This window comes from Streptomyces chisholmiae, from assembly GCF_031845445.1.
Lineage (GTDB): Bacteria > Actinomycetota > Actinomycetes > Streptomycetales > Streptomycetaceae > Streptomyces > Streptomyces chisholmiae.
Genome location: NZ_JAVREO010000004.1, coordinates 165,012 through 177,569 on the forward strand (window position 1 = coordinate 165,012; position 12,558 = coordinate 177,569).

Annotated in this window: 9 protein-coding genes; 8 read left to right on the top strand and 1 reads right to left on the bottom strand. The window is 70.5% G+C overall.

Going from position 1 to position 12,558, the window contains the following annotated elements; translation table 11 throughout:
* Positions 1 to 153 precede the first annotated feature (153 nt).
* The gene (locus RM844_RS08175) at positions 154 to 1,683 is read right to left on the bottom strand and encodes a UDP-N-acetylglucosamine 1-carboxyvinyltransferase (protein ID WP_311666288.1); all 1,530 of its coding nucleotides are present in this window, start codon (positions 1,681 to 1,683) and stop codon (positions 154 to 156) included.
* A gap of 132 nt (positions 1,684 to 1,815) precedes the next feature.
* Between RM844_RS08175 and RM844_RS08180 the strand changes: the two genes are divergently transcribed.
* The 8 genes from RM844_RS08180 to RM844_RS08215 all read left to right on the top strand — a co-directional run bounded on the left by RM844_RS08180 (position 1,816) and on the right by RM844_RS08215 (position 12,518).
* Complete coding sequence (locus RM844_RS08180) at positions 1,816 to 2,769, top strand: DUF1648 domain-containing protein (RefSeq protein ID WP_311666289.1); 954 nt, start codon at positions 1,816 to 1,818, stop codon at positions 2,767 to 2,769.
* Between the two features lie 4 nt (positions 2,770 to 2,773).
* On the top strand, positions 2,774 to 3,151 hold the full coding sequence (locus RM844_RS08185) for a GntR family transcriptional regulator (protein WP_311666290.1): 378 nt from the start codon (positions 2,774 to 2,776) through the stop codon (positions 3,149 to 3,151).
* A gap of 266 nt (positions 3,152 to 3,417) precedes the next feature.
* Positions 3,418 to 6,138: an aconitate hydratase AcnA gene (acnA, locus tag RM844_RS08190; RefSeq protein WP_311666291.1), complete on the top strand. Its 2,721-nt coding sequence runs from the start codon at positions 3,418 to 3,420 to the stop codon at positions 6,136 to 6,138.
* Between the two features lie 281 nt (positions 6,139 to 6,419).
* Positions 6,420 to 7,832, top strand: coding sequence for an N-acetylglucosamine/diacetylchitobiose ABC transporter substrate-binding protein (gene ngcE / locus RM844_RS08195; RefSeq protein WP_311666293.1), 1,413 nt, complete (start codon positions 6,420 to 6,422; stop codon positions 7,830 to 7,832).
* Positions 7,833 to 7,897: 65 nt separating this feature from the next.
* Positions 7,898 to 8,875, top strand: coding sequence for a carbohydrate ABC transporter permease (locus RM844_RS08200; protein ID WP_311666294.1), 978 nt, complete (start codon positions 7,898 to 7,900; stop codon positions 8,873 to 8,875).
* A 64-nt stretch (positions 8,876 to 8,939) separates the two neighbouring features.
* Entirely contained in the window at positions 8,940 to 9,821 is an 882-nt protein-coding gene (locus RM844_RS08205) for a carbohydrate ABC transporter permease (RefSeq protein ID WP_311666295.1), read from the top strand.
* Between the two features lie 168 nt (positions 9,822 to 9,989).
* On the top strand, positions 9,990 to 11,171 hold the full coding sequence (locus RM844_RS08210; protein WP_311666296.1) for an ROK family transcriptional regulator: 1,182 nt from the start codon (positions 9,990 to 9,992) through the stop codon (positions 11,169 to 11,171).
* Positions 11,172 to 11,411: 240 nt separating this feature from the next.
* Positions 11,412 to 12,518, top strand: coding sequence for a sugar ABC transporter substrate-binding protein (locus tag RM844_RS08215; protein WP_311666297.1), 1,107 nt, complete (start codon positions 11,412 to 11,414; stop codon positions 12,516 to 12,518).
* Positions 12,519 to 12,558: the final 40 nt, after the last annotated feature.

Below are 12,558 nucleotides of genomic sequence, written 5' to 3' on the forward strand. Positions count from 1 at the left end.
ACGGCAGGGGTTTCGCGGTGCCGCGGACCGCTGTGGTGGACTTCGCGTGGCCCAAAACCGGCGGCGACTCCCGAAGCACGCGCCGAACACGCCGCCGCGCCCTCCCCGACCTGCCAGTCCGCAGGTCGGAAGGGGCGCGGCGGTCGGAATCTGTCAGATGTCGCGGAACGTTTCGATCTGGGCGCCCACGGAGTTGAGCCGTTCGGCCAGGTCCTCGTAGCCGCGGTTGATGACGTAGACGTTGCGCAGCACGGAGGTGCCCTCGGCGGCCATCATCGCCAGCAGCACCACCACCGCCGGGCGCAGGGCCGGCGGGCACATCATCTCCGCGGCCCGCCAGCGGGTCGGTCCCTCGACCAGCACCCGGTGCGGGTCCAGCAGTTGGAGCCGGCCGCCGAGCCGGTTGAGGTCGGTGAGGTAGATGGCCCGGTTGTCGTAGACCCAGTCGTGGATCATGGTCGAGCCGTGGGCTGTGGCCGCGATGGCCGCGAAGAACGGCGCGTTGTCGATGTTGAGGCCGGGGAACGGCATCGGGTGGATCTTGTCGATCGGCGCCTCCAGCTTGGAGGGGCGCACGGTCAGGTCCGCCAGCCGGGTGCGGCCGTTGTCGGCCTTGTACTCCGGGCCGAGGTCGTGGTCCAGGCCCATGCCCTCCAGCACGGCCAGCTCGATCTCCAGGAACTCCATCGGCACCCGGCGGATCGTCAGCTCCGACTCGGTGACCACGGCGGCGGCGATCAGGCTCATCGCCTCGACCGGGTCCTCCGAGGGGGAGTAGTCGACATCGCGGTCGATCTGCGGCACCCCGTGCACGGTCAGCGTCGTGGTGCCGACGCCCTCGATCCGGACGCCGAGCTGCTCCAGGAAGAAGCAGAGGTCCTGGACCATGTAGTTGGAGGAGGCGTTGCGGATCACCGTCGTGCCGTCGTGCCGCGCGGCGGCGAGCAGGGCGTTCTCGGTGACCGTGTCCCCCCGCTCGGTCAGCACGATGGGGCGGTCCTGGGAGGCGCCCGGGCTGACGGTGGCGTGGTAGACGCCCTCGGTCGCGGTGACTTCGAGGCCGAACCGGCGCAGCGCCATCATGTGCGGCTCGACGGTGCGGGTGCCGAGGTCGCAGCCGCCGGCGTAGGGGATCTTGAACTGGTCCATCCGGTGCATCAGCGGACCGAGGAACATGATGATGCTCCGGGTCCGCCGGGCCGCCTCGAGGTCGATGGCGTCCATGTCCAGCTCGGCCGGCGGGGTGATCTCCAGGTCCGCGCCCTCGTTGATCCACCGGGTGCGCACGCCGATCGAGTTGAGCACCTCCAGGATGCGGAAGACCTCCTCGATCCTGGCCACCCGACGCAGCACGGTGCGGCCGGAGTTGAGCAGGCTGCCGCAGAGCAGCGCCACGCAGGCGTTCTTGCTCGTCTTGACGTCGATGCTGCCGTGCAGCCGCTTGCCGCCCACCACCCGCAGGTGCATCGGACCGGAGTAGCCCAGGGAGACGATCTCGCTGTCCAGGGCCTCGCCGATGCGGGCGATCATCTCAAGACTGATGTTCTGGTTACCTCGCTCGATGCGATTCACCGCGCTCTGACTGGTGTTGAGCGCCTCCGCGAGTTGGGATTGTGTCCAGCCGCGATGTTGGCGGGCGTCCCGAATGAGCTGTCCGATCCGGGCCAGGTAGTCATCGATCATGTGAACGAGCCTATCTCAGATATGAGATCGCTCCCCGTTGGGTGGGCCATTGGAGTGATGACACGCCGCCGCGGCACATGTTTTACTTGTTCTCATTGAATGCGAACAAGGGCAGTACTGATGGGGGTTGGCATGCGAAGAACCAGACGAGTCGCTCTGGTGGCCGTGCCGCACGCGGTCGTGGGGCTGGCGCTGGCCGCCGTCGCGATCGGGCTGTACGGGCGGCTGCCCGACCGGATGGCGGTCCACTTCGATCTGGCCGGCGCGGCGGACGGCTTCCAGGCCCGCGGGCTGGCGGTCGCGCTCAGCGTCGTCGTGCCGCTGTCAACCGGGGCGGTGCTGACCGCCCTGACCTGGTTCGGCCGGGCCGGGGCGCAGCGGCTGTTCACTGCCGTCGGCGCGGCGGTCGCCGTGTTCCTCGGCCCGCTGCTGGGGCTCGGCCTGGCGGTCAACGCCGGGCTGGCCGACCCGGCCGACGCCCGGCTGTCGCCCTGGTGGCTGCCGGCCCTGCTGGCCGTCGCCGGGCTGGTCGGCTGGGCCGCCTGGCGGCTGGCGGGGGACGACGCGCCGGAGGACGTCGAGCGGGCCCGTGGCGAGGCGCCGGTGCTGCGACTGCGGGCCGGCGAGGCGGCGGTCTGGAGCCACCAGGTCGGCTCCCGGAGCCTGCGGGCAGGCGCCCTGGTGACGCTGCTCGGCGCGCTGGTCGCGCTGCTCCTGGGGGCGTGGGCGCCGGGCGGGGCGCTGCTCCTGCTGGCCGTGCTGACCGGGGTGCTGGCCACCGTCCGGGTCACCGTCGACGCGGGCGGCCTGCGGGTGGCGCCGCCGCTGCTGTCCCGGCCCCGGCTGACCGTCCCGCTGGCCCGGATCGAGTCCGCCGAGGTGCGGCGCGTCAGCCCGGTCGCCGACTTCGGCGGTTGGGGCTACCGGGTGCGCCCCGGCGCCACCGGGCTGGTGCTGCGCTCCGGCGAGGCGCTCCAGGTGCGGCGCGCCGGCGGTCGGGCCTTCGTGGTCACCGTGGACGACGCGCACACGGCGGCGGCGCTGCTCAACGGGCTGGTGGCGCGTCGCCGCGAGGGGAGCGGCTGAGCCGATGCTGTTCCGGGTGACCACCGACTCGCCGGTGCCGTTGGGTGAGCAGATCGCCGCCTGCGTCCGGGGTGCCGTCGCCGAGGGCGCGGCCCGCCCCGGCGAGCGGCTGCCGCCGGCCCGCTCGCTGGCCGAGTCGCTGGGGGTGAACGTCCATACCGTGCTGCGGGGTTACCAGCGGCTGCGGGACGAGGGGCTGGTCGAGCTGCGGCGCGGCCGGGGCACGGTGATCACCAGCCGGGCGGACGCGGCCGGTCGGGCCCGGCTGCTGACGCTGGCCGCCGGGCTGGTCGCCGAGGCCAGGGCGTTGGGGCTGAGCGACCACGAGGTGCTGGGTCTGGTCGAGTCCCAACTCGCCGCGCCGACCGAGCCGGCTCCCTGAGCCGCTCCTCCCAAGGCGCCGCCTCCCTAGCCACCTCCTCCTGAGCCGGTCCGGCGGCCGGAACCGGTCGTTCGGGGTGGGGATTCCGGACGTGGCGGCCCTCGATGGGTTAGGGTTATCTCGACATCGAGATACTTGACGGCGAGGACCGCCTGTCGGCACGTGCCTTCCGCGGGGCAACTTAGGGTTCCCTTAGCGAGTCGCGGCCCGACGTGCACGGCAGGATTGCGGTAGAACGCGCGAATCATGTGGTGAAGGAGACAGTCGTGTCGGCGAACAGCTTCGACGCTCGCAGCACCCTGCGGGTGGGCGACGAGTCCTACGAGATTTTCCGGCTGGACAAGGTGGCGGGTTCCGACCGGCTGCCGTACAGCCTGAAGGTGCTGCTGGAGAACCTGCTCCGGACCGAGGACGGGGCGAACATCACCGCTGACCACATCAGGGCGCTGGCCGGCTGGGACGCCAGCGCCCAGCCGAGCCAGGAGATCCAGTTCACCCCGGCTCGGGTGATCATGCAGGACTTCACCGGCGTGCCCTGCGTGGTGGACCTGGCGACCATGCGCGAGGCGGTGCGCGAGCTGGGCGGCGACCCGTCCCGGATCAACCCGCTGGCCCCCGCCGAGCTGGTCATCGACCACTCCGTGATCGCCGACAAGTTCGGCACCGCCAACGCCTTCCAGCAGAACGTCGAGCTGGAGTACGGCCGCAACCGCGAGCGCTACCAGTTCCTGCGGTGGGGCCAGACCGCGTTCGACGAGTTCAAGGTGGTCCCGCCCGGCACCGGCATCGTCCACCAGGTGAACATCGAGCACCTGGCGCGGACCGTGATGGTCCGCAACGGGCAGGCCTACCCCGACACCCTGGTCGGCACCGACTCGCACACCACCATGGTCAACGGCCTCGGCGTGCTGGGCTGGGGCGTCGGTGGCATCGAGGCGGAGGCCGCGATGCTCGGCCAGCCGGTCTCCATGCTGATCCCCCGGGTGGTCGGCTTCAAGCTCACCGGCGAGCTGCCCACCGGCACCACCGCCACCGACCTGGTGCTGACCATCACCGAGATGCTGCGCAAGCACGGCGTGGTGGGCAAGTTCGTGGAGTTCTACGGCGAGGGCGTGGGCGCCATCCCGCTGGCCAACCGCGCCACCATCGGCAACATGTCGCCGGAGTTCGGCTCCACCGCCGCGATCTTCCCGATCGACGCGGAGACCATCAGCTACCTGCGGCTGACCGGCCGGGACGCGCAGCAGCTGGCGCTCGTCGAGGCGTACGCCAAGGAGCAGGGCCTGTGGCTGGACGCCAGCACCGAGCCCGAGTTCAGCGAGTACCTGGAGCTGGACCTGGGCACCGTGGTGCCCTCGATCGCCGGCCCCAAGCGCCCGCAGGACCGGATCGTGCTGGCCGACGCCACCGCCAAGTTCGCCGACGACGTGCGCGCCTACGTGCCGAACGCGGACGCGGACGAGGCGGGCAAGGAGTCCTTCCCGGCCTCCGACGCCCCGGCCGTCAGCAACGGCACGCCGAGCAAGCCGGTCACCGTGACGCTGGCCGACGGCAGCAGCTTCGAGCTGGACCACGGCGCGGTCACCGTCGCCGCGATCACCTCCTGCACCAACACCTCCAACCCCTCGGTGATGGTGGGTGCCGCGCTGCTCGCCAAGAAGGCCGTGGAGCGTGGCCTCAGCCGCAAGCCCTGGGTGAAGACCACCCTGGCGCCCGGCTCCAAGGTCGTGATGGACTACTACGACCGGGCCGGTCTCACCCCCTACCTGGACAAGCTCGGCTTCAACCTGGTGGGTTACGGCTGCACCACCTGCATCGGCAACTCGGGCCCGCTGCCCGAGGAGATCTCGCAGGCGGTCAACGAGCACGACCTGGCCGTGGTCTCGGTACTCTCCGGCAACCGCAACTTCGAGGGTCGGATCAACCCCGACGTCAAGATGAACTACCTGGCCTCGCCGCCGCTGGTGGTCGCCTACGCGCTGGCCGGCTCGATGAAGGTGGACATCACCACCGAGCCGCTGGGCACCGACGCCGCCGGCGAGCCGGTCTACCTGCGGGACATCTGGCCGAGCGAGCAGGAGATCGAGGAGGTCGTGGCCTCGGCCATCGGCCAGGAGATGTTCGGCCAGAGCTACGCGGACGTCTTCGCCGGCGACGCCCAGTGGAACTCCCTGCCGATCCCGACCGGTTCGACCTTCGAGTGGGACGCGGAGTCCACCTACGTCCGCAAGCCCCCGTACTTCGAGGGCATGACCCAGGAGCCGAGCCCGGTCACCGACATCGCCGGCGCGCGGGTGCTGGCCAAGCTGGGCGACTCGGTCACCACCGACCACATCTCCCCGGCCGGGGCCATCAAGGCGGACACCCCCGCCGGCCAGTACCTCACCGAACACGGCGTGCAGCGCCGGGACTTCAACTCCTACGGCTCCCGGCGCGGGAACCACGAGGTGATGATCCGGGGCACCTTCGCCAACATCCGGCTGCGCAACCAGATCGCGCCGGGCACCGAGGGCGGCTACACCCGCGACTTCACCCAGGCCGACGCGCCGGTGTCGTTCATCTACGACGCCTCCCGCAACTACCAGGAGGCCGGCATCCCGCTGGTCGTGCTGGCCGGCAAGGAGTACGGCTCCGGCTCGTCCCGCGACTGGGCGGCCAAGGGCACCGCGCTGCTCGGGGTGCGGGCCGTGATCGCCGAGTCCTACGAGCGCATCCACCGCTCCAACCTGATCGGCATGGGCGTGCTGCCGCTGCAGTTCCCGGCCGGCGAGACCGCCACCTCGCTGGGGCTGACCGGCGAGGAGACCTTCGCCATCTCCGGCGTCACCGCGCTCAACGACGGCCCGGTGCCCAGCACGGTGAAGGTCACCACCGACAGCGGCGTGGAGTTCGACGCCACCGTCCGGATCGACACCCCGGGCGAGGCGGACTACTACCGCAACGGCGGCATCATGCAGTACGTCCTGCGCTCGCTGCTGCGGAAGTGAGCCAGCGGCCGGATCACCGCGATCCGGCCCGGCCCGGCGGCCCGTCGCCACCGACCCACCGGTCGGGGTGACGGAGCGCCAGGTCAGCACGAGGGTCGGCCACCAGTCCGGGAATCACCCGGACGGGGCCGGCCCTCGACGTGTGTCCGGGAGATCTCAACTCGGAAAAGCCTGCCCGCGATCTCGGTACGCGATCTTCCGTGTACGCGCCAAGTGGACTATACCTGTCGGGCAGTCGGCGGCCATCCCGTTCGGCTCCCTCAGGAAGGCGAGGCTGCACCATGACGTCCAAGCTCAACCGCCGTTCCCTGCTTACCCGTTCGGCCGCCGCCGGACTTCTCTCGGTGCCCGCGGTCGGCGCTCTGGCCGGCTGCGCCAGCGGCGGTGGCGGCGGCGAGTCCGTCGAGCGCGGCGAGACCTCCGACGACAACCCGCTGGGCGTCGACCCGGAGGCCGAACTGGAGGTCGTCATCTTCGACGGCGGCTTCGGCGACCAGTACGCCCTGGACGCCGAGGCCATCTACCAGGAGAGTTACGGCCCGGTCCGGCATGACAAGACCACCGAGATCCAGACCAGACTCCAGCCGAGGATGGTCCAGGGCGACCCGCCGGACGTCATCAACAACGGTGGCGCCGACGCCATGGACATCGCCGCGCTGATCCGCAACGGGCAGGTCTACGACCTCAACGAGCTGCTGGACGCGCCCTCGCTGGACGACCCCTCGGTCACCGTCCGGGACACCCTGATGCCCAGCACCGTGGAGATGGGCCAGTTCGGCACGGAGGAGGTCTGGCGGCTCAACTACGCCTTCACCGTCTACGGCCAGTGGTACTCGCGTACCGCGCTGGAGCGCCTGGAGGTCGAGTACCCGCGCACCTGGGACGAGATGATCGCGGTCTGCGAGGCCGCCAAGCGCCAGGGCATGGCGGGCTGGACCTACCCCGGGGTCTATCCCTACTACTTCAACTTCACGCTCTACCCGTTCATCGGGAAGATCGGCGGCGTCGAGGTCCTCCAGGCCATCGACAACCTGGAGCCCAACGCCTGGCGCCACGACGCGGTCCGGGCCGCCTTCGAGGCCTACCACGAGCTGGCGGCGCGCGGCTACGTGCTCCAGGGCAGCCCGGGGATGACCCACGAGGAGTCCCAGGACGAGTGGAACTCCTACCACGCGCTCTTCATCCCCAACGGCTCCTGGGTGGAGAACGAGTCCCGGCGCAACACCCCGGCCGACTTCGACATGGCGGTCGGCCCGCCCACCGGCCTCGACTCCTCCGACGCGCTGCCCTTCGAGGCGCTGTGGGCCTCGTCCGGCGAACCGTTCTTCGTGCCGGCCGACGCCAGGAACCCCATCGGCGGACTCGAGTTCCTGCGGGTGATGCTCGGCCGGGAGTCGGCCCGCAACTTCACCGAGCAGGTCTCCTCGCTCAGCTGCGTCCGGGGCGCCGCCGACGGGATGGACCTGCCGCCGGGGCTGGCCAGCGCCAAGGCGACCTTCGAGGCGGCCGGCGAGCACCTCTTCGTGCCCCGACTGCCGGACTGGTACAAGCAGTTGAACAACGAGGAGATCGGCGGCGCGGTCGCCGCCATGATGGCCGGCGACCTCGACCCGGCGGAGGCGATCGACCGCTGTCAGCGGGCGGCGGACGCCACCGCGAGCGACGACTCCATCCAGAAGTTCCAGCACGTCTGAGCTGAGGGGGCGGCATGGAAAACGCGACGGAAGAGGCCGCACGACGGGACCGTCCGACGGCGGGCATGAGACTCCGGCTGACCGTGGCGTTCTTCCTGCCGCCCCGGTTCACCCCGGAGAGCGTGCGCTACGACCGGCGTTACCGGAAGCTCGACCAGTACCGCTTCGTGGTCTGGTTCCTGGCCCTGCCGGTGCTGGTGTACGGCGTGTTCGTGGTCTCGCCGTTCCTCCAGGCGTTCTTCTACTCGATGACGGACTGGACGGGCTACAGCGCCAGTTACAACTTCGTCGGGTTCGACAACTACGAACGGATGTGGCACGACGACAAGTTCTGGGACGCCACCAGGAACAGCCTGCTGCTGCTGGTCATCGCGCCGCTGGTGACCCTGGCGATGGGCCTGTTCTTCGCCTACATGCTCACCGCGGGCGGCCGGCGGCGGAACACGGCGGTCTCCGGGGTCACCGGCTCGGGGCTGTACAAGGTCGTCTACTTCTTCCCGCAGGTGCTCTCGCTGGCGATCATCGCGGTGATCTGGGCCAGGATCTACAGTCCGCGCAGCGGCGCGCTCAACGCGGGTCTGGACGCGGTCGGCCTGGGCTCCTGGCAGCGGGAGGACTGGCTGGGCGGCTCGGTCGCCATCTGGTGCGTGCTGGTCGTGCTGTGCTGGTCGTTCGTCGGCTTCTACGTGGTGCTCTTCTCGGCGGCGATGAGCGCCATCCCGCAGGAGACCTACGAGGCGGCCCGGCTGGACGGCGCCGGCCGGGCCCGGACGTTCTTCCAGATCACCTTCCCGCTCACCTGGGACACGGTCCGCACGGGCTGGGTGTACATGGGCATCCAGGCCCTGGACGCCTTCGCGCTGGTGAACGTGATGGTGCCGGAGCACGGCATGGACGTGCTGCCCAGCTACCTGTTCGAGAAGTCCTTCCGGGACGGGCAGGCCGGCTACGCCACCACCATCGGGGTGGCGCTCTTCCTGATCACCCTGGTCTTCGCCACGGTCATGATGCGGGTCGGCCGCCGTGACCGGGTGGAGCTGTAGGCCGAGGCCGGCGCGACCGCGCCCGTCCGTTCCCCTTCGCAACCGTCTCACGGGAGCACCGCAGATGAGCCTCGACAAGTCCACCGCGGAGCGGTCGGCCGAGCGGCGCGAGGGCGTCGCCGGCACCACCCTGAACGTCTTCTCGCACACCTTCCTGGTGGTGTGGCTGGTGATGGCGGCGGCGCCGCTGCTGCTGGTGGTCCTCAACAGCTTCCGCCCGCACGGCGACATCGTCTCCGACCCCTTCGGTCTGCCCGGCGGCCTGTCCTTCGAGAACTTCACCAACGCCTGGACCTCCGCCAGCATCGGCAGGTACGCCCTCAACTCGCTGATTATCCTGGCCGGTTCGCTGACCGGGACGATGCTGCTCGGCGCGATGGCCGCCTACGTGCTGGCGCGCTTCGACTTCCCCGGCAACCGGCTGATCCACCTGCTGTTCGTCGGCGGCATGATGTTCCCGGTCTTCCTGGCCCTGGTGCCGCTCTTCTTCGTCCTCAACAACCTGGGGATGCTCAACACCCGGCAGGGGCTGATCGTCGTCTACATCGCCTACTCGCTGCCGTTCACCATCTTCTTCCTGGTGGCGTTCTTCCGCACCCTGCCGGGCGGGGTGCAGGAGGCGGCGACGCTGGACGGCGCCTCGCACACCAGGACCTTCTTCCAGATCATGATGCCGATGGCCAAGCCGGGGCTGATCAGCATCGGCATCTTCAACTTCCTCGGCCAGTGGAACCAGTTCGTGCTGCCCCGGGTGCTGAACGTCGGCGACCCGGACGACGCGGTGCTGCCCCAGGGCCTGGCCGCGCTGATGGTGCAGCAGGGCTACGAGGGGGACTGGGGCGCGCTCTACGCCGGCGTCTCGCTGGCCATGCTGCCGGTGCTGGTGGTGTACGTGGTCTTCCAGCGGCAGGTGCAGAGCGGCCTGACGGCGGGCGCGGTGCGGTAGCGGTCGGCCCCGGCGGGCGGGGGTGTTTCCGCCCGACCCGGCTCGCCGCGGGCGGCGACTTCCTATAGTGGGCGCGGCGCCGTCTCCCGTCGCTGGTGGGACGGCCGGCGGGAGCGACGTCTCGCCCGCTGGGCGACGGGATGCTCGGTTAGGGAAGTGGAGTGAACCGTGAAGACTCCGGGATCGCAGTCCTCGCTGCACCGGGCCAACCTGGAGCGGGTGATCCGGGCGGTCCGTGCCGCCGGCTCGCTCACCCAGGCCGACATAGCCAGGACCACGGGCCTCTCCGCGGCCACGGTCTCGAACATAGTTCGGGAGTTGAAGGAGTTGGGCACCGTCGAGGTGCGCTCCACCTCGGCGGGCGGCAGGCGGGCCCGCAGCGTCTCGCTCTCCAGCGACGCGGGCATCGTGGTCGGCGTCGACTTCGGCCACTCCCACCTGCGGGTCGCGGTGGGGAACCTGGCGCACCAGGTGCTGGCCGAGGAGGCCGAGCCGCTGGACGTGGACGCCTCGGCCGAGCAGGGCTTCGACCGGGCGGAGAAGCTGGTCGGGCGGCTGCTCGGGGTGGCCGGCGTCGACCGGGCCAAGATCATCGGCATCGGGCTCGGGGTGCCCGGCCCGATCGACATGACCAGCGGCACCATCGGTTCCACCGCGATCCTGCCGGGCTGGCGGGGCACCAACCCGGGCGCCGAACTGGCGGCCAGGACGGGCGTCCCGGTGCACGTGGACAACGACGCCAACCTGGGCGCGCTGGGCGAGTCGGTCTGGGGGGCGGGGCGTGGCGCCGGCGACCTGGCCTACATCAAGGTGGCCAGCGGGGTGGGCGCCGGGCTGGTGGTGAACGGCCGGATCTACCGCGGCGCCGGCGGCACCGCGGGCGAGATCGGGCACATCACGCTGGACGAGTCGGGGCCGGTCTGCCGCTGCGGCAACCGCGGCTGCCTGGAGACCTTCACCGCGGCCCGGCACGTGCTGCCGCTGCTCCAGCCCATCCACGGGCCCGAGTTGACGATGAGTCAGGTGGTGCGGCTGGCGCGGGACGGCGACCCGGGCTGCCAGCGGGTGATCGGCGACATCGGGCGCCATGTGGGCACCGCGGTGGCCCAGTTGTGCAACGTGCTCAACCTCAGCCGGGTGGTGCTCGGCGGGGACCTGGCGGAGGCCGGGGAGATCGCGCTGGGCCCGATCCGGGACTCCGTCGGCCGGTACGCCATCCCGAGCGCCGCGCGGCAGCTCACCCTGACCGCCGGCGCGTTGGGCGGGCGCGCGGAGGTACTGGGCGCGTTGGCCCTGGTGTTGCGGGAGATGGGCGACGGCCTGCTGCTCGGGATCGACCAACCCGGCTGATCCCGCGCACGATTCAAAACCTGAATCCAACAGAAGGCAAAGCAAAGCGCCAACTTCTTTCGAAAACGGGCCGCTCCATCCCCGAAAGGTCGGCCCGTCAAACCTCTGCGGCCCGCGTAGGGAGAGGTATCGATTTGACTGAAGTTGAATTTATGTATTGACGCCAAGAAGCGCCCGGAGTTAGCTCTCTGCCGACCGCATGGCCGCGATGTCGCGGCCCGACCGGGAGGTTGAGCAACGATGCGTCAACAACTGCGACTTGTCGGGATCGGCGTCGCGTCCCTGGCCATGACCGTGGCGCTGGCCGCCTGCGGCGAGGCCGGTGGTGGCGACGACGACGAGAACACCGAGGGCGGCGGCGGAGACGGCGGTGGCACCATCGGCCTGCTGCTGCCGGAGGACTCCACCACCCGTTACGAGTCCTTCGACCGGCCCTTCATCGAGGGCAAGATCGGCGAACTCTGTCCGGACTGCACCGTTCAGTACAACAACGCGAGCGAGGACACCAACCTCCAGAAGCAGCAGTTCGACGCCATGCTCACGGACGGCGTCGACGTGATCATCCTGGACGCGGTGGACGCCTCGGCGACCTCGACCTGGGTCGAGGAGGCCGAGGCCGAGGGCGTGCCCGTGATCGCCTACGACCGGCTCGCCGAGGGCCCGATCGAGGCCTACGTCTCCTACGACAACGAGCGGGTCGGTCAGCTCCAGGGCGAGGCCGTGCTCGACGCCCTCGGCGCGGACGCCGAGGGCGCCCGGGTCGTGATGATCAACGGCTCGCCCACCGACCCCAACGCCGCGCTCTTCAAGAGCGGCGCCGAGTCGGTGCTGGGCGAGACCGCCGAGATCGTCTTCTCCCAGGACATCGACGGCTGGGACGCCGCGCTGGCCAACGAGGAGATGAACGCCGCCATCGACTCGCTCGGCGAGGACGGCTTCGACGCCGTCTACGTCGCCAACGACGGCATGGCGGCCGGCGTGATCAACGCCCTCCAGGCGGCCGGGATCACCGACGTGCCGATCGGCGGCCAGGACGCCGAACTCGCCGGCCTCCAGCGGATCATCACCGGCGAGCAGACCTACACCATCTACAAGGCGCTGCGGCCCGAGGCCGAGATCACCGCCGAGATCGCCGTCCGGCTGCTCAACGGCGAGGACTTCGCCGACCTCACCCCGGACAGCGCCGACAGCGCCACCGACTCGGGCATCCCGTCCGCCCTGCTGACGCCGGTGCCGGTCACCGTCGACACCATCAACGACACGGTGATCGCGGACGAGTTCTACTCGGCCGCCGACATCTGCACCGCCGAGTTCGCCGACGCCTGCCAGGCCGCCGGTATCGGCTGACCGCCGACCACCGGACCCCGCCCGCACCCTCCGGGCGGGG

Coding starts and splice junctions, on each gene's coding strand:
- RM844_RS08175 (WP_311666288.1), bottom strand. CDS start 1,683: ATGATCGATGACTACCTGGCCCGGATCGGACAGCTCATTCGGGACGCC.
- RM844_RS08180 (WP_311666289.1), top strand. CDS start 1,816: ATGCGAAGAACCAGACGAGTCGCTCTGGTGGCCGTGCCGCACGCGGTC.
- RM844_RS08185 (WP_311666290.1), top strand. CDS start 2,774: ATGCTGTTCCGGGTGACCACCGACTCGCCGGTGCCGTTGGGTGAGCAG.
- ngcE (WP_311666293.1), top strand. CDS start 6,420: ATGACGTCCAAGCTCAACCGCCGTTCCCTGCTTACCCGTTCGGCCGCC.
- RM844_RS08200 (WP_311666294.1), top strand. CDS start 7,898: ATGAGACTCCGGCTGACCGTGGCGTTCTTCCTGCCGCCCCGGTTCACC.
- RM844_RS08205 (WP_311666295.1), top strand. CDS start 8,940: ATGAGCCTCGACAAGTCCACCGCGGAGCGGTCGGCCGAGCGGCGCGAG.
- RM844_RS08215 (WP_311666297.1), top strand. CDS start 11,412: ATGCGTCAACAACTGCGACTTGTCGGGATCGGCGTCGCGTCCCTGGCC.